This window comes from Streptomyces sp. NBC_00996 (assembly GCF_045162675.1).
Taxonomy (GTDB): Bacteria; Actinomycetota; Actinomycetes; order Streptomycetales; family Streptomycetaceae; genus Streptomyces.
Map to the genome: position 1 here is coordinate 2,780,510 of NZ_CP108723.1, position 17,262 is coordinate 2,797,771.

General features: G+C 70.8%; 11 protein-coding genes and 1 pseudogene. 3 read left to right on the plus strand and 9 right to left on the minus strand.

Annotated elements, in window-relative coordinates:
• Positions 1-121: 121 nt before the first annotated feature.
• Positions 122-1,927, plus strand: a complete 1,806-nt coding sequence (locus OG390_RS13165; RefSeq protein WP_406167679.1) for a bifunctional metallophosphatase/5'-nucleotidase — start codon at positions 122-124, stop codon at positions 1,925-1,927.
• Positions 1,928-2,112: 185 nt separating this feature from the next.
• On the opposite strand, the gene OG390_RS13170 is transcribed toward OG390_RS13165, so the two are convergent.
• From OG390_RS13170 to OG390_RS13195, 6 genes are all read right to left on the minus strand, one after another.
• A complete protein-coding gene (locus OG390_RS13170) occupies positions 2,113-3,534 on the minus strand; it encodes a lysine N(6)-hydroxylase/L-ornithine N(5)-oxygenase family protein (RefSeq protein ID WP_406167681.1) in 1,422 nt (473 codons plus the stop codon).
• Positions 3,531-4,901 (minus strand): pyridoxal phosphate-dependent decarboxylase family protein, encoded by a 1,371-nt coding sequence (locus OG390_RS13175; protein ID WP_406167683.1) that lies wholly within the window; start codon positions 4,899-4,901, stop codon positions 3,531-3,533. The genes OG390_RS13170 and OG390_RS13175 overlap by 4 nt, the downstream gene beginning before the upstream one ends.
• Before the next feature lie 415 nt (positions 4,902-5,316).
• The gene (pepN, locus tag OG390_RS13180; RefSeq protein ID WP_406167685.1) at positions 5,317-7,806 is read right to left on the minus strand and encodes an aminopeptidase N; all 2,490 of its coding nucleotides are present in this window, start codon (positions 7,804-7,806) and stop codon (positions 5,317-5,319) included.
• A 94-nt stretch (positions 7,807-7,900) separates the two neighbouring features.
• Positions 7,901-8,446, minus strand: a complete 546-nt coding sequence (locus tag OG390_RS13185; protein WP_406167686.1) for a two-component system response regulator — start codon at positions 8,444-8,446, stop codon at positions 7,901-7,903.
• 142 nt (positions 8,447-8,588) lie between these two features.
• Positions 8,589-8,957, minus strand: a complete 369-nt coding sequence (locus tag OG390_RS13190; protein WP_399077945.1) for a chorismate mutase — start codon at positions 8,955-8,957, stop codon at positions 8,589-8,591.
• An 11-nt stretch (positions 8,958-8,968) separates the two neighbouring features.
• Positions 8,969-9,886 carry a helix-turn-helix domain-containing protein gene (locus OG390_RS13195; RefSeq protein ID WP_406167689.1) on the minus strand — a complete coding sequence of 306 codons (918 nt, stop codon included), beginning with the start codon at positions 9,884-9,886 and terminating at the stop codon, positions 8,969-8,971.
• Between the two features lie 147 nt (positions 9,887-10,033).
• On the opposite strand from OG390_RS13195, the gene OG390_RS13200 reads away from it, so the two are divergent.
• On the plus strand, positions 10,034-11,878 hold the full coding sequence (locus tag OG390_RS13200) for a glycoside hydrolase family 35 protein (RefSeq protein WP_406167690.1): 1,845 nt from the start codon (positions 10,034-10,036) through the stop codon (positions 11,876-11,878).
• Here OG390_RS13200 and OG390_RS13205 read toward each other — a convergent pair.
• From OG390_RS13205 to OG390_RS13215, 3 genes and pseudogenes are all read right to left on the minus strand, one after another.
• Positions 11,770-14,037: pseudogene (locus OG390_RS13205) on the minus strand (endo-alpha-N-acetylgalactosaminidase family protein); the annotation flags it as partial. The gene OG390_RS13200 and the pseudogene OG390_RS13205 sit on opposite strands and share 109 nt — an antisense overlap.
• 216 nt (positions 14,038-14,253) lie before the next feature.
• Positions 14,254-14,730: a GNAT family N-acetyltransferase gene (locus OG390_RS13210; RefSeq protein ID WP_406167692.1), complete on the minus strand. Its 477-nt coding sequence runs from the start codon at positions 14,728-14,730 to the stop codon at positions 14,254-14,256.
• Positions 14,731-15,296: 566 nt separating this feature from the next.
• The gene (locus OG390_RS13215; RefSeq protein WP_406167694.1) at positions 15,297-16,079 is read right to left on the minus strand and encodes a S1 family peptidase; all 783 of its coding nucleotides are present in this window, start codon (positions 16,077-16,079) and stop codon (positions 15,297-15,299) included.
• A 219-nt stretch (positions 16,080-16,298) separates the two neighbouring features.
• Between OG390_RS13215 and OG390_RS13220 the strand changes: the two genes are divergently transcribed.
• A complete protein-coding gene (locus OG390_RS13220) occupies positions 16,299-17,195 on the plus strand; it encodes a hypothetical protein (protein WP_406167696.1) in 897 nt (298 codons plus the stop codon).
• The last annotated feature ends 67 nt before the right edge of the window (positions 17,196-17,262 follow it).

Genomic DNA, 17,262 nt, shown 5'->3' on the forward strand with positions numbered 1-17,262 from the left:
CGGGAGGGCCGGCTGTGGCGCTCACAGGTCATCAGATCGAAACCTCCTGGACCTGTTGCGGGGTTGGCTGTTGGGCCAGAATCTACGCGCGTCGTTGACCTTTTCCCGAGGAGCCACAGAGATGCCGTTGAACCGCCGGAAGTTCCTGAAGAAGTCCGCCGTGACGGGTGCGGGGGTCGCACTCGCCGGGGCGGCCGCGGCTCCGGCGGCGCGGGCTGCCGAGGCCTCGGGGGGCAAGAAGTCCCCGAAGCGGTACTCGCTGACGGTGATGGGCACGACGGATCTGCACGGCCACGTCTTCAACTGGGACTACTTCAAGAACGCGGAGTACACGGACAAGGCGGGCAACGCGCAGGGTCTGGCGCGGATTTCGACGCTGGTGAACGAGATCCGCACGGAGAAGGGCCGCTGCAACACGCTGCTGCTGGACGCGGGCGACACGATCCAGGGCACTCCTTTGACGTACTACTACGCGAAGGTGGACCCGATCACCGCCAAGGGCGGTCCCGTCCACCCGATGGCGCAGGCGATGAACGCGATCGGGTTCGACGCCGCGGCGCTCGGCAACCACGAGTTCAACTACGGCATCGAGACGTTGCGGAAGTTCGAGTCGCAGTGTCACTTCCCGCTGCTGGGCGCGAACGCGCTGGACGCGAAGACGCTGAAGCCGGCGTTCCCTCCGTACTTCATCAAGAAGTTCCACGTCCCGGGCGCCCCGCCGGTGAAGGTGGCGGTCCTCGGTCTGACGAACCCGGGGATCGCGATCTGGGACAAGGCCTACGTCCAGGGCAAGTTGACGTTCCCGGGCCTGGAGGAGCAGGCGGCGAAGTGGGTGCCGAAGCTGCGGTCGATGGGTGCGGACGTCGTGGTCGTGTCGGCGCACTCCGGCTCGTCGGGCACCTCGTCGTACGGTGATCAGCTGCCGTACGTCGAGAACTCGGCGGCGCTGGTCGCGCAGCAGGTGCCGGGTATCGACGCGATTCTCGTGGGGCACGCGCATGTGGAGATTCCCGAGCTGAAGGTCACCAACGCGGCGACCGGCAGGACGGTCGTGCTGTCGGAGCCGCTGGCGTACGCGGAGCGGCTGTCGGTCTTCGACTTCGAGTTGGTCCTCGAGAAGGGGAAGTGGCAGGTCGAGTCGGTGGCGGCGGCGGTCCGCAACTCGAACTCGGTGGCCGACGACCCGAAGATCACCAAGCTGTTGAAGGACGAGCACGACGTGGTCGTGGCATATGTCAACCAGGTGGTCGGTACGGCGACCCAGACGCTGACGACGGTGGAGGCGCGGTACAAGGACGCTCCGATCATCGACCTGATCACCAAGGTGCAGGAGGACGTGGTCAAGGCGGCGCTGGCGGGCACGGCGTACGCGTCGCTGCCGGTGATCGCGCAGGCGTCGCCGTTCTCCCGTACGTCGGAGATTCCGGCCGGCGACGTGACGATCCGGGATCTGTCGAGCCTGTACGTGTACGACAACACGCTGGTCGCGAAGGTGATGACGGGGGCGCAGATCCGGGCGTACCTGGAGTACTCCGCGAACTACTTCGTGCAGACGGCGGCGGACGCCACGATCGACGTGGAGAAGCTGACGAACGCGAACAACCGCCCGGACTACAACTACGACTACGTGTCGGGTCTTCAGTACGACATCGACATCGCGCAGGCGGAGGGCTCGCGGATCAAGAACCTGACCTACAACGGTGCGGCGCTGGATGACGCGCAGCAGTTCGTGCTGGCGGTGAACAACTACCGCGCCAATGGCGGCGGTGCCTTCCCGCATGTCGCTTCGGCCACCGAGGTGTGGTCGGAGTCGACGGAGATCCGTACGCGGATCTCCGAGTGGGTGACCGCGAAGGGCACGCTCGACCCGAAGGAGTTCGCCTCGGTGGACTGGAAGCTGACGCGGGAGGGAACGCCCGTCTTCTAGAGCGGTCCGTTTCCAGAGCGGTCCGTTTCCAGAGCGGTCCGTTTCCAGAGCGGTCCGTTTCCAGAGCGGTCTGTCCGGCGACGCGTGCCCTGGCGATGTCCAGGGGCGCTTTGCCGTAGCGGTTGCTGAGTCGCACGCCGGGCGGCCTCGTCGCCGGCGGGCATCTTCCGCGCCCGCCGGCGTTTTTACCGTCCCTCGACGAGGGAGGTGAGGGCCGGGGTCGTCCGGCGTGCGGGTGGGACCTGCGGGCGCGGTTCGAGTCCGAAGGTGGTGAAGGCGGTTCGGCCGGGCAGCGGGTAGGGGTCCTTGCCGGTGAGGGAGTTGAGGATGGTGGCGCTGCGCCAGGCGGCGAGGCCGAGGTCTGGGGCGCCGACGCCGTGGGTGTGGAGTTCGGCGTTCTGGACGTAGACGTGACCGGCGACGGAGGGGTCGAGGACGAGGCGGAACTGGTCGTCGATGCTGGGGCGTTCGCTGCCGTCGCGGCGCAGATAGGGGTCGAGTCCGGCGAGGATCTGACCGAGGGGGCGTTCGCGGTAGCCGGTGGCGAGGACCACGGCGTCGGTGGTGAGTCGGGAGCGGGCGCCCTGCTGGCCGTGTTCGAGGTGGAGTTCGACCTTGGCGGTGGCGACACGGCCGGCGGTGCGGACGGTGACGGCGGGGGTGAGGACGGCGTCGGGCCAGCCGCCGTGCAGGGTGCGGCGGTAGAGCTCGTCGTGGATGGCGGCGATGGTGTCGGCGTCGATGCCTTTGTGGAGCTGCCATTGGGCGGCGACGAGCCGGTCACGGACGGGTTCGGTGAGGGCGTGGAAGTAGCGCGTGTAGTCGGGGGTGAAGTGTTCCAGGCCGAGCTTGGAGTACTCCATGGGTGCGAATGCTTCGGTGCGGGCGAGCCAGTGGATCTTCTCGCGGCCCGAGGGGCGGTTGCGCAGGAGGTCGAGGAAGACTTCGGCGCCGGACTGCCCCGCGCCGATGACGGTGATGTGTTCGGCGGTGAGGAACTGCTCGCGGTGCTTGAGGTAGTCCGAGGCGTGGATGACGGGCACGCCGGGGGCTTCGACGAGGGGTTTGAGCGGTTCGGGGATGTGCGGGGCGGTGCCGACCCCGAGGACGATGTTGCGGGTGTAGGAGCGGCCGAGGGATTGGGCTTCTCCGTCGGTGCCGAGCTGGGTGAAGTCGACTTCGAACAGGGCGCGTTCGGGGTTCCAGCGGACGGCGTCGACCTGGTGGCCGAAGCGGAGTCCGGGGATGCTGTCGGCGACCCATCGGCAGTAGGCGTCGTATTCGGCGCGCTGGATGTGGAAGCGCTCGGCGAAGTAGAAGGGGAAGAGGCGTTCGCGGGCTTTGAGGTAGTTGAGGAACGACCACGGGTTCACGGGGTCGGCGAGGGTCACCAGGTCGGCGAGGAAGGGAACTTGGAGGGTGGCGCCGTCGATGAGGAGGCCGGGGTGCCAGTCGAAGCCGGGGCGTTGTTCGTAGAAGACGGTGTCGAGTTCGACGAGGGGGTGGGCGAGGGCGGCGAGGGAGAGGTTGAAGGGGCCGATGCCGATCCCCACCAGGTCGCGGGGTGCTTCGGCGGCGGGACGTGGAGGGGTGGGCGTCGGGCTCATCGGGGTGTGTGTCCTTCCACCAGTTTCAGGAGCGCGGCCAGGTCGCCCGGCCGGGTGTGGGGGTTGAGGAGCGTGGCTTTGAGCCAGAGGCGGCCGTCGAGCGCGGCGCGGCCGAGGACGGCGCGTCCTTCGTGCAGGAGGGTGCGGCGTACGGCGGCGATGGTGTCGTCGGTGGCCCCCGCGGGCCGGAGCAGGACGGTGCTGATGACCGGCCGGTCGTAGAGCTCGAAGCCGGGGTGGGCGGCTATCAGGTCGGCCAGCTCGCCTGCCCGGGCGCAGACTTGGTCGACGAGGGCGCCGATGCCGTCCCTGCCCAGGGTTTTGAGGGTGACGGCGATTTTGAGGATGTCGGGGCGGCGGGTGGTGCGCAGGGAGCAGCCGAGGAGGTCGGGGAGGCCTGCCTCGGTGTCGTCGTCGGCGTTGAGGTAGTCGGCGCGGTGTTCCAGTACGGCGAGGTCGCTGGGATCGCGTACCGCGAGGAGTCCGGCGGCGACGGGCTGCCAGCCGAGTTTGTGCAGGTCGAGGGTGACGGTGTGGGCGTGGCCGAGCCCGTCGAGTCGGGCGCGGTGCCGGTCGCTGAAGAGGAGCCCTCCGCCATAGGCGGCGTCGATGTGGAGGCGGGCACCGTGGGCGGCGCACAGGTCGGCGATGTCGGGCAGCGGGTCGATGAGACCTGCGTCGGTGGTGCCCGCGGTGGCGGCTACGACGAAGGAGCCGCGCGGGCCGTGCAACTCGGTGAGGGCTTCGTCGAGGGCGGCCGGGTCCATCGTGCCTGCCGGGGCGGGGACGACGACGGGGTCGGGCAGGCCGAGCAGCCAGGCGGCGCGGTGCAGGGAGTGGTGGGCGTTGGCTCCGCAGACGAGTTGTACGCCGCCGTGGGCTTCGCGGGCGAGGAGGAGGGCGAGTTGGTTGGACTCGGTGCCGCCGGTGGTGACGAGGGCGGTGCCTTGCGCGTCGTACACCTCGTGGGCCAGTGCCCCGGTGACGAGGGCCTCCAGCTCCGAGGCGGACGGCGCCTGGTCCCAGGAGTCCAGGGACGGGTTGAGGGCGCAGGCGGCGAGGTCGGCTGCGGTGGCGACGGCGAGGGGTGGGCAGTGCAGGTGGGCCGCGCAGAGCGGGTCTGCGGGGTCGGCTGCGCCCTCGGCGAGGGCGCGCACGAGGATGTGCAGGGCGTCCTCGCTGCCCTGCCGGGGCAGTACGTCGCCGACCGCGTCCCGTACGCGCCGTGCCACCGCCTCGGGTCCTCCCGCGGGCAGTGGTCCTCCGCGGGCGGCGCCGCCCTCTTGGAGTGCGTCGAGGACGGTGTCGAGCAACGGCCGCAGTGCGCCAGGACCTTCGGGGCCTGAGGCGAGGGGCGGCGTGCTCATGGGGTCCTCCGGTGGGCGCGCGGCGCGGGGAATCCAAGGGTGTACGCATTCAGGGTTTCCGCGCCCGTATAGGAAACGATCCGACCCAAAAGGGGGTACTGCCGTGCGGAGGAAGCGTGTTGGGTCGGCGGAGGTGCTAGATGTCCTGCGCCCGGGCCGGGTTGACGTCTCGCATTGACGTGGGGCGCCGAAGGGAGTGGGCCCACTGCGGGCCCGCTGTCGCGGACCTGCTGTTCGATGACCGCCGGCCGCCTGTGGATGCGGTGGGTTTTGTTCGCCCCCGCCGGCCCGTCCCGTGCATGCCTTTCGGCTGAGGGTGGGTTGAGGCTGGTCGCGCAGTTGCCCGCGTCCCTGAAGGGGCGCGGGCAACTGCGCGATCTTTTGAGCGGGCTCTGGGGGCGGCGGGGCGGGAACCCTACGCCTCGCGTACCCGCAATGCCCTTTCCAGGTCGTCGAGTTGGTCGGCGAGCTTGCGGCGCAGTGCCGGGATGGGGTCGGCGTCGCGGAGGCATGCCTCGCCGAGGGCGAGGGTCTCGGCGGAGATGGCGTGGACGGGGAAGGCCCAACGGCCCGCGGCCTCGGCGATGGCGGGGCCACGGCGGGCGGCGACGGCCACGGCGTCGGGCCAGTAGCGCTCGACGTACTCGCGGACGAGGTCGGCCTGTTCTGGCTGCCAGAAGCCCTGGGCGGTGGCGGTGAAGAGGTAGTTGGAGAGGTCGTCGGTCGAGAACATCGCCTCCCATGCCGTGCGCTTCGCCTCGGGGTCGGGCAGCGCGGCGTGGCAGCGTGCGGCGCCTTCCTGGCCGGTGGCGCTGGGGTCCTGGACGAGTTCGGCGTCGATGACGGCGTCGTCGACGGCGCCGAGGACGGCGAGCCGCCCGAGGATGCGCCAGCGCAGCTCGGGGTCGAGCTCGGGACCGCCGGGCACGGTGCCTTCGGAGAACCAGGCGCTGATGGTGTCGGGGTGGGCGGCGACGTCGATGAAGTGGCGTACGGCGGTGAGGCGCAGTCCGGGGTGGGAGCCGTCCTCGGTGCGGCGGATGAGGTCGCGGCACAGGGCGGTGAGGGTGGCGAGGGCGGCGGGGCGCTCCTCGGGCGCCAGGTAGCGGTCGGCGACGTGGGCGGCCGCGAAGGACAGAACGCCCTGGACGAGAGCGAGGTCGGTCTCGTGCGGGAGGTGGACACGGGCGGCGTCGATGTAGGCCATGGCGGGCAGTTCGCCGTCGCGTACGGCGTCGCGCAGGGCGTTCCAGACGACGGCCCGAGTGAGCGGGTCGGGCAGGCCGGAGAGGGCCGCGTGGACGGTCTCGAAGGACGCGGGGTCGAAGCGGACCTTCGCGTAGGACAGGTCGCCGTCGTTGAGGAGGAGCAGGGCGGGGCCCTTGCCGATCGCCGTCGGCTCGGCCTGCGGTACGTCCACGTCGAGGCGCTCGCGCAGGGTGAGGCGGCCCTCGCCGGTGAGGTCCTGGTCGTAGAGGCCGACGGCGATGCGGTGCGGACGGCTGCCGTCGTGCCGCACGGTGAGGGTGTGGGTGCCGTCGGCCGCCGCGGTGATCGTGGGGGTGAGGGTGTCGACGCCGGTGGTGCGCAGCCAGGCGTCGGCCCAGGCGTGCACATCGCGTTCGGTGGCGGAGGCGAGGTTGTCGATGAAGTCGGCGAGGGTGGCGTTGGCGAACTTGTGGCGGGCGAAGTGGGTGTTGATGCCGGCGAGGAAGTCCTTCTCGCCGAGCCAGGCCACCAGTTGGCGCAGGGCGGAGGCGCCCTTGGCGTAGGAGATACCGTCGAAGTTGAGCATGGCGCACGCGGTGTCGGGGACGGCGTCCGGGTCGGGGGCGACGGGGTGGGTGGAGGGGCGCTGGTCCGCGTCGTAGCCCCAGGACTTGCGGGCGACGCCGAAGTCGGTCCAGGTGTCGGTGAAACGGGTGGCTTCGGTGAGGGTCTGGTAGCCCATGTACTCGGCGAAGGACTCGTTCAGCCAGATGTCGTCCCACCAGCGCAGGGTGACGAGGTCGCCGAACCACATGTGGGCCATTTCGTGGGCGATGACCATGGCGCGGGTCTGCCGCTCGGTGTCGGTGACGGCGGAGCGGTAGATGAACTCGTCGCGGAAGGTGACGAGCCCGGGGTTCTCCATGGCGCCGGCGTTGAACTCGGGGACGAACGCCTGGTCGTAGGAGTCGAAGGGGTAGGGCTCGTCGAACTTCTCGTGGTAGCGGTCGAAGCAGGCGCGGGTGACGTCGAGGATCTCGTCGGCGTCGGCGTCCATGTGGGGGGCCAGGGAGCGGCGGCAGTGGATGCCGAAGGGCAGGCCGCGGTGTTCGGTGCGGACGGAGTGCCAGGGTCCCGCGGCGACGGCGACCAGGTAGGTGGAGATCAGCGGGGTGGGCGCGGCCTTCCAGCGGCCCTCCCCGAGGTGCTCGGTGACGCCGTTGGCGAGGACGGTCCAGCCGTCGGGGGCGGTGACGGACAGGTCGAAGACGGCCTTCAGGTCGGGCTGGTCGAAGGCGGCGAAGACACGCTGGACGTCTTCCATGAACAGCTGGGTGTAGAGGTAGGTCTCGCCGTCGGTGGGGTCGGTGAAGCGGTGCATGCCCTCGCCGGTGCGGGAGTAGCGCATGGCGGCGTCGATGCGCAGCTCGTGCTCGCCCGCGGTGAGTCCCTTGAGCGGCAGCCGGTTCTCGACGAGGGTCTCGGGGTCGAGGGGCTGCCCGTCGAGGGTGACGGAGCGCAGCTCGGCGGGCTTCAGCTCGACGAAGGTGTCCGCGTCGGCGCGGACGGTGAACCTGATGACGGTCAGGGAGTCGAAGGTCTCGTCCCCGCGGGTCAGATCGAGTTCGATCCCGTAGTGGTGGACGTCGAGGAGCTTGGCACGGGTCTGCGCTTCGTCGCGCGTCAGTACGGACATGGGGCCATGCTGCCTGATGCTGCTGACAGGGCACAGAGGTGGCCCGATACAGGCTTTATGTCCCACGGCGGCCGCGGGAGCAGGCGCGCGTCGGCTACGGGGTGCGGTCCTGCTCCAGCTTCTTGTTGCGGACCTCGCGCCGGCCGGGGACACGGGTGTCCGGGTGCGGCAGGCCTGGGCCGGGGACGGGGACGGGCGGTATGTGCCCCTTGGCCTGGGCGCGCAGTTCGCGCAGCTCCCGTTCGAGTGCTCGGTGGCGCCGGTGGGTGTCGTACAGGTAGCGGACCTTGGTGCGCAGCGCCCAGGGGTCGATGGGTTTCATGACGAGGTCGGCGACGCCGAGGCCGAAGGCGATGGAGGCGAGTTCGGCGTCCGGGCCGAATCCCGTGAGCAGGATGATGGGGATGTGCTGGGTCTGCTCCACGCGCCGCATGTAGCGCACGACGTCCAGGCCGCTGACGCCGGGCATGCGCACGTCGAGGAGGAGCAGTCCGACCTGGCCGCGCAGGACTTCCTTGAGCGCTTCGTCGCCGCTGGTCGCGCGGGACACCTGGTAGCCGAGCGGGGCCAGCGCGCTCTCCAGGGCGTACAGCGTGTCCTCGTGATCGTCGACGATGAGGATCTTGGCATCAGACGGCATGGCCCGACGTCCCCTCGTTTGGACATACCAGCTTCTGCCCGTACCGACTCACGAGGTGCGCCCGTGGTTGTGGCGGGAAGTGCCGGCGGCGAGTGCCCGGCGAAGAGTGCTCACGCAGCATGCACGCTGCGACCGCCCGGTGTCACTCCCCCGCGTCGGCCGTACCGTTGCCCGCGTCGTCCGCGATGCGCTCGTGGTGGCGGATGACCTCGGCGATGATGAAATTCAGCAATTTTTCGGCGAAGGCCGGATCCAGCTTGGCGTTCTCGGCGAGCCGGCGGAGCCGGGCGATCTGGTGGGCCTCGCGGGACGGGTCGGCGGGCGGCAGCTGGTGTGCGGCCTTGAGGTGGCCGACCTGCTGGGTGCACTTGAAGCGCTCGGCGAGCATGTGCACGACGGCGGCGTCGATGTTGTCGATGCTGTCGCGCAGCCGGGCGAGTTCGGCGCGGACCGCGGGGTCGACCTGGCCGCTTCCGCCGCCGGTCGCTTCGTTGGTGTTGCTCGTCGTCATGGGGTCCAACCCTACGTGGCCTCCAGCGGCTCGATCATGGATCCCTGGGTGGCGTGCGGCCCCTCGATCATCGGCGGATCGTCGGGGTCCGGTATCCGGTTGCTCCAGCCGCCGGGGACGGTTCGGCCCTGCTGCTCGCGGAAGCGGACGGGCGCCATGCCGACGCGGCGGGTGAACAGGCGGGAGAAGTAGGCGGGATCGTCGTAGCCGACGCGGCGGGCGACGGCGGCGACCGGGAGCTCGGTGGCGGCGAGGAGTTCCTTGGCGCGGCCCAGGCGGATACCGAGGAGGTAGTCCTTGGGGCTGCATCCGGCGCCGCGGCGGACGGCGGTGCGCAGTTCGGCGGGGGTCATCCCGTGCCGGGCCGCGTGTTCGGCGACGGACAGCGGCTGGAAGGCGTCGCGGGCGAGGGCCTGCAGGACCTCGTCGCCGTCAGGGGCGAGGTCGGCGCGGGCGCGGCGCAGGGCGACCAGGAGTTCGTGGACGGCGGCTCCCGTCTCGACCTCGAGGAGGGGGTTGCCGCGGCGGGCGGCGCGGGCGATGCGGCCGACGACGGCGCGGGCGGCGCTCGCGTCGGCGAGGGGCACGACGGGCCGGTCCGGTTCGATGTAGCCGAGTTCGGTGTATGTCGCTGTCGCGGGCCCGGTGAAGTCGACGAAGCACTCGTCCCAGCTCGGGTCGGGCCCGTAGTGGTGCGGTACGCCGGGGGTGAGCCAGATCAGGGCGGGCGCGGTGACGGGGTGGCGGTGCCCGTCGGGGGTCCGGTACCAGCCGCTGCCCGCGCTGATCACGACCGCGACGTGGTGGTCGAGGGTGCGCGGTCCGACGACGGGCAGCTCGCCGTACTGGAGGCCGACGCCGAGGCAGACGAGGCCGAGCCGGTGATGGGCAGGAGCGGGGGTGAAATAGCGCATCCAGGTGTGGTACATCCGCTTTCCTCCCGCCCCGCTCGGCGACTCCTGCGTGTCTGCACGCGTACCTGAACGTCACCGCGTGTCCGCACGCGTCGCTTGCGTCCAATCAGCGCTGATCTTTGTCCATGGACGCGGCCGCCGCCAGGGGGTGATCGTGTGGCCATGAGCGAGTTCACGGTGGGGGACACGGATTTTCTGCTGGACGGACGCCCGGTGCGGCTGCTGTCCGGCGCACTGCACTACTTCCGGGTGCACGAGGAGCAGTGGGCGCATCGGCTGGGGATGCTGCGGGCGATGGGGCTCAACTGTGTGGAGACGTACGTTCCGTGGAATCTCCACGAGCCCCGCCCCGGCGTCTTCCGGGACGTCCGGCAGCTGGGCCGCTTCCTGGACGCGGCCCACGAGGCCGGGCTGTGGGCGATCGTGCGCCCCGGGCCGTACATCTGCGCCGAGTGGGACAACGGCGGGCTGCCGCACTGGCTGACCGGGCGGATCCGGACACGGGACACCGAGTATCTGGGGCATGTGGAGCGCTGGTTCCACCATCTGCTGGGCGAGATCGTGCCGCGGCAGATCGACCGCGGCGGCCCGGTGCTGATGGTGCAGGTCGAGAACGAGTACGGCAGCTACGGCTCCGACCAGGTGTATCTGCGCCGGCTGGCCGAGCTGCTGCGCGCCGAGGGCGTGAGCGTTCCGCTGTTCACCTCGGACGGCCCCGAGGACCACATGCTCACCGGCGGTTCGATCCCCGGCATCCTGGCGACCGCCAATTTCGGCTCCCACGCGCGCGTGGCCTTCGAGACACTGCGCCGGCACCGGCCCGAGGGCCCGCTGATGTGCATGGAATTCTGGTGCGGCTGGTTCGACCACTGGGGCGCCGACCACGTCGTACGCGATCCGGGGGACGCGGCGGACGCGCTGCGGGAGATCCTGGAGTGCGGGGCTTCGGTCAACGTCTACATGGCGCACGGGGGCACCAACTTCGCCGGCTGGGCGGGCGCCAACCGGGGCGGCGGCGATCTGCACGAGGGCCCGCTGGAGCCGGACGTCACCTCGTACGACTACGACGCGCCGATCGACGAGCTCGGGCGCCCCACCGAGAAGTTCCGGCGCTTCCGGGAGATCCTCGCCGGGTACGCGGACGGGCCGCTGCCCGACGTACCGCCGCCGCCCGCGCGCCTCGGGGCGTCCGCGTCGGCCGGCCTTCGGCAATGGGCCTCTCTGGACGCCGTCCTGGAGACGCTGGGCGGCCCCGGGGGCGAGTACCCCGTGCCGCCGACCTTCGAGGAACTGGACGTGGACCAGGGGCTGGTCAAGTACGAGGTGACCGTGCCCGGCCCCCGGCAGCCCTATCCGCTGACCCTGCGTGGGCTGCGGGACCTCGCGGTGGTGTACGTCGACGGCGCGCGGGCCGGGGTGCTCACCGAGGACGAGCCGCACCTCAAGGAGCCCGTCGCGGGGCACGCGCGCGTGGAGCTGTGGGTGGAGTCCCTGGGGCGGGTCAACTACGGGCCGCGCACCGGCGAGCCGAAGGGCATCACGGGGGGCGTGGTGCACGAGCGGCAGTATCTGCACGGAGTGCGGGCGCGGGGGCTGCGCCTCGACGCCCTGGACGACATCCGGGGTGTCCCCTTCCGGGAACTCCCCGAGGACGGCGCCCCCGGCCTGTACCGCGGCACCGTCGAGGTGCGCGGCGCCGGGGACGCCCTCCTCGAACTCCCGGGCTGGAACCGGGGGTTCGTTTGGATCAACGGGTTCAATCTCGGACGGTACTGGTCCGTGGGTCCACAGCGCTCGCTGTACGTCCCTGGTCCTGTCCTGCGCGAGGGCGTCAACGAGGTGTGGGTACTGGAACTTCAGGAGGCTCCGGCGCCTGAGGAGACCCCGGTGACCCTGGAGACCTCGGTGACCTCGAAGGAGTCCAGGGAGAACTCCGCCGTGCCGTCGTCCCCGATCTTGCGCAGTCCGACCCAGGCCTCGCCGTCCCAGGGCGCGGTGAACTCGTAGGTGAGTTCGGTCGGTTCGGTGGCGACGGGCAGGTCGGTGCGGTCGGTCTCGCTCGTCGTCGCCCCTCGGTCGACGGCGGTGATCCAGGCGTACTGTCCGGCCTTCTCGTTCTCGTAGCGGAAGGTGACCCGGTAGCGCCTGCCCGGCTCGAACCGGACGGCGTGCGGCACGGTCCGATAGACCAGGCCGTCGTTCTCGCCGCGCGACTTCAGCGACTGGGAGCCGTCGATGACGTCGTCGATCGTCTTGCCGTTCCAGCCGCGCTGGGTGAACGGCGCGTGCCGCTGGGCGATGTGGGTGCGCGGGTCGGTGGCGCCGCCCGCGTCGCCCTTGACGAAGGGGCCCCAGCCCTGGGGGACGTTCTCGAAGTCCTCGAAGACGAGGGTGCCCTGCTTCGCCGTAGGGCGTGCCGGCACGACCCGTACGTTGTCGAACCGCACGCGCGCGTGCCCGGCGGCGGCGCGCAGGGTGAGGTCGACCCGGCCGCCGCCCTCGGGCACCGTGAAGTACGTGAACAGCCGCTGGAAGCGGGTGCCGTGCTTGCGGTCGGCGGCGACGTAGTTGCCCGCGGTGGACGTCTCGGTCCAGTTGGCGGCGGTGACACCGTCGGCGGTACGAACCTGGAGGGAGGCCTTGCGGGTGTCGTCCGCGCTCTCGCCGACCTCGACCTGGACGGAGGCGGCGTACGGGCCGGGCTTCAGGCGGGTGAGCCGCTGGGAGACGGTGGCGGCGCCGCCGGAGGCGATCACCAGCTCGTAGTCGCCGAGGTCGCTGAGCTCGACGGAGGCGGGACCGCTGACCGTCCAGCCCTTCAGAGAGCCGGAGTTGAAGCCCGGGTCATGGAGCGGAGTGGCTTGACCCCAGGCGGGGTCGGGGGTGTCGGCGACACGGGTGCGGTAGAGGACGTACGGCTGCTTCGCCGAGGCGTCGAGGGTGATCCTGCCGGCGCGTACGGGGACGTATGTCAGGAACACCCGGCCCTGGTCGGTGAGCCGGTACAGGGCGACCCGGGACAGTCCCTCCCATGTGCGCGGGAGCCGCCAGCTGCTGCTGCCGCCCGCGGGGTTGTAGTGGTACAGCTTGGTGGGCTTCTTGGGGTCCCAGGGGAGGAGATAAGAGCCTCCCTCGTAGACGAGCCGTCCGTCGGTGGTGATGCGACGGGTGCCGTCGGCGTCGGAGACGGACGTGGCCCCCTCGAAGGTGATCTCGTGCTCGCCCCACGTCCTGATCGGGTACGCCTGGAGGTACTTGGCGGGCAGCGAGTGGGTCCAGATCAGATCGTAGAAGTAGGTCCAGTCGGTCTTGCCGGTCCAGCCCTCGAAGTTGCCCATGCGGGCGATGCCCAGCAGGGTGGGCCACTTGTCGGCGAAGACGTCCTTCTGGTGGTTGCGGACGAAGCGGATGAGCCGTGAGTTGATGCCGCGGGACGTGTCGGGGCCGTAGTCCGTCTCGGTCGCCCAGTGCGACCACAGGGAGGAGCGCTCCAGGCCGTGGCCCCACTCGGAGGTGACGTGCCAGCCCTGGTCGCGCAGGGCGCGCTGGAGGCGGTCGGAGGTCCACCCGGACTCGCGGAAGACGTCGATGTAGAGGGAGTTGAGGGCGGGGTGCGCGTCGGCTCGCAGGTCCGCCAGTCCCTGGTGCGCGACGACGGCGTACGCGCATCCGGTGGCCGTGCCGGTCGGGCTGTCGGCGCTCGGGGTGAGTAGGGTGTCGCCGCTCTGCGACTTGTCCAACTGGATGCGGGCAGCGAGGAGTTGGGCGCCGGGCTGATCGCTACGGACGGAGAGCAGGGCGAGGCCCGGGATGCGGAGCGTTCCGACGGAGAGGGCCGCGGTGTCCGCGATCTCCGTGACACACCAGGTCACTTGACGGTTCGTCACGGAGATCTCGACGTCGATCGTGGTGCCGCCGTCGAAGGCGAGCCGGTACGCGACCGCGGTGTCGCCCGCCGTGGCGGTGACCGTCGGGGTGCGCTCGGCGCCGTCGACGAGCACGGAGGTGACCTCGTCCTCCTGACCGTGCAGGACAGCGCCGGTGGCGCGGTCGGTGTACGAGACGATCCGCGGGAACGCCGCGGCGACGCGGACCTCGAGGGCGCGGGAGCGGATGACGAGGTCTTCGCCGGAGGCGGCCGCCTCGGCGGAGGCCGCACCCGGCATACCGAGTGCGGCCCCGATTCCGGCCGCGGCGCCCGCCGCGACGACGGCGCGGCGGGTGGGTGCGAACGAGTCCGAGGGCAGGGCTTGTGAGGGCATGGCTGAGGGCTGCAAGGCACTCCTCCTGGGGGCGGGTTCCGTGCCGTCAGCCTGCGCCGGGTGGGGCGAACGTGCCCATGGACAAAGGAGGGAGAGGAGTTGGACTAACGGGTCGGTGGTCTAACGGTCCGACGCCTGCAGCACCTTGTGGAAGTGCACGTCCTGATGCCCGCCCGGGATGCCCTCCGTGCGGCCCGTCTCGCGGTAGCCGTGCCCGCGGTAGAAGTCGGGGGCCTGGAAAGTGAACGACGAGACGATCATCTCGGCGCAGCCGCGCCGGGCGGCCTCCTCCTCGGTCGCCCGGAGCAGCTTGCTCCCCCAGCCCGCATGCCGCTGGTCCGCACGCACCCACAGCATGTCGACCGCGCAGCAACTGCCCCAGACCCAGGCGGTGAGCCCGCCGACGAGTTCGCCCGCGGCGTCGGTCACGCGGACCGAGAGCGGCGCGGGAACACCGGCGCCGGTGGCTTCCGCGTTGAATGCGGTGAGCTCGTCGTCGAGCCGCCGCTCCAGGGCGCGGTCCTTGCCGCCGACCTCCAACGATGCGGAGGGGGGCGGCTGTTGGGTGGGGTCGGCGGGGTGCTCTTCGGTGCTCATGGCGCGGAGTATGCCAGCGCCCCGGGACGACCGCCGAACGCATTTCCGGCGCGGGGCACGGGTCACGGGTCACGGCCGAGCGCACTCCCCCCGCCGGACACGCACCACAACCGAGGGCCTTCCCACCACCGCGCGCACACCACAACCGAGCACACTCCCCCCACCGGACACGCACCACAACCGAGGGAGGTTTTCCACCGCCGTGCGCTGCCGCGTCATCGCCGGCCGGTCTTCTCGTACGGCAGCACGCGCGGACCTGCCAGCCGCCCTCCCGTGCGGGGCCGGCGGTGAGGGTGCCCCCGAGGGCGGTGACGCGTTCGGTGAGACCGACGAGACCGAAGCCGCTGCCGGGGAGGCCGGGGAGCGGCTTGGTGCCGTCGTCGGCGACGCCTACCTCCAGGCCGGTGGGGACCGAGGCCGGCTCCCGAGACGGGCTCCGGAAAGGGGCTCCGGAAACGGGCCCCGGAAACGGGCTCTCCCCTCCATGGGACCGGCGCAGCGGGGCGCCCGCAACCGGGGTCACGGGCGCCCGCACCGTCATGCGTACGGGGCGACGGCCCCAGCCCTCACAGTCCGGACGCCGCCCGGGCTATGTCGGCCGCGAACGTCGAGACCTCGCTGTACACGCCCGGGTATCCGGGCTCGGCGCAGCCCTGGCCCCAGCTGACGATCCCGACCTGGATGTCGGCACCCGTGTTGTCCTTGCGGAACATGGGCCCGCCGGAGTCGCCCTGGCAGGTGTCGACGCCGCCCTGCTGGACGAATCCGGCGCAGATCTCGTCACCGGGGACGAGGTCACTGCCGTACGCCTGCTGACAGGTGGCGTCGTCGACGAAGGGAACGGCGGCCTTGCGCAGGTAGCGCTGCTGACCGCCGCCCTCGCGGGTGGCGCCCCAGCCGGCGACGGTGAAGTTCCCGTTGTTGTACGCGGTGGTGGTGGCGATCTTCAAGGTGGGCTGCTCGATCGGCTTGGCGAGCTTGATCAGGGCCCAGTCCTTGCCCCTGCCGTTGTAGCCGGGCGCCTGGAGCACCTTGGTCGACTTGACCTTGATCGCGCTGCTGCTCTGCAGGTCGACGACGCCGGCGGTGGCGGTGATGGAGGTGTTGGCGCCCGAGCCGTCCACGCAGTGCGCGGCGGTCAGGACGATGCTCTTGGTGTAGAGGGCGCCGCCACAGCCCATGGACAGCCGCACCATGAACGGGAACTCGCCCTGCGCTGCCCGGGTCCCGCCGACGACGGGCGCGGGCGCGGCCTGCGCGGACAGCGGCTGGAGAGACACCGCGGCGAGCGCGACCGCGGCAACGGCGAGCGCTCTTCTTATGAGGCTGAACTTCTTGAGAGACTTCAACGCGCTTCCTTTCGTGGGGGGTTGAACGCGAGGCGCAGGGCACGGAGAGGCGTGATGGCATGCTCCTGCCAAGCTGGTGCGGATTATGAGGACCGCCGCGCAGCTCGGGCAAGAGCCGCATTCCGGCCAGACACCGCTCCGCGCGCCCGGCCACCCCGCCGCCGGGAGAAAGCCCGCTTAGAGTGGAATCCAGTGCTGACGTCTTCAGGGGGTGCGGACGTGGCGAACGGCGGACCCGTCGAGCACGGCTTCCCGCATCTGGACACGGTGCGGGCGTCGATCACCGCGCTCTACAAGCGGCTCTCGTACGACACCATCCACACCTTCGCGACCAGCGTGGCCCCCGCCGACGTGGCCTTCGCCGACATCGACGACCTGCATCTGGGCGCGCAGCGCGTGGCCCGCGAGATGGTGCGGCACTACCGGCTGCCGGACGCCCGGATGATCATCGGCTTCCGTGAGATGACCCACGCGGCGAACGTCGAACTCGCCGCGGGCCCCGAGTACTTCATCGAGCTCAACGACCGCTTCCGCACCCACCGCCGCGACATCGGCGCCGCCCTCGCCCACGAGGTGATGCATGTCTATCTGCACCGCCTCGACCTCTCCTTCCCCGGCACCCGCGACACCGAGATCCTCACGGACACGGCAGCGACGTACCTCGGCGCCGGCTGGCTCCTCCTCGACGCCTACCGCGAGGACGCGGCGTCCTCGCAGAAGCTCGGCTACCTCACTCCCGAGGAGTTCGGCTACGTCCTCGCCAAACGGGCCCTCGTCTTCGGCGAGGACCCCGCGATCTGGTTCACCAGCCCGCAGGCGTACACCGCGTACGCCAAGGGCATGGCGCAGGCCCGCCGCGACGAACAGCAGCCCCCGCTGACCGCCGCAGGCTGGGCGGGCCGCCGCCGCTACGCGAAGGACCGCCGCTACGCCCAGGACCACCACGCCCCCGACTCCCACCCCGGCGCCCCCTACGCCTTCACCCCGGACACCCGCGGCCCCCTGCGTGTGTCGTTCCCCTGCCCGACCTGCCACCAGCGGATCAGGGTGCCGGTGCGCGGCCGGGTTCGGGCACGCTGCGCGCTGTGCCGGACGGTGCTGGAGTGTGACACGTGACCGGTGAGATGTGAGATGCGAAGAGAGAGAGGTGAGGCGTAAGAGGTGAGACAGAACACCCCAAAAG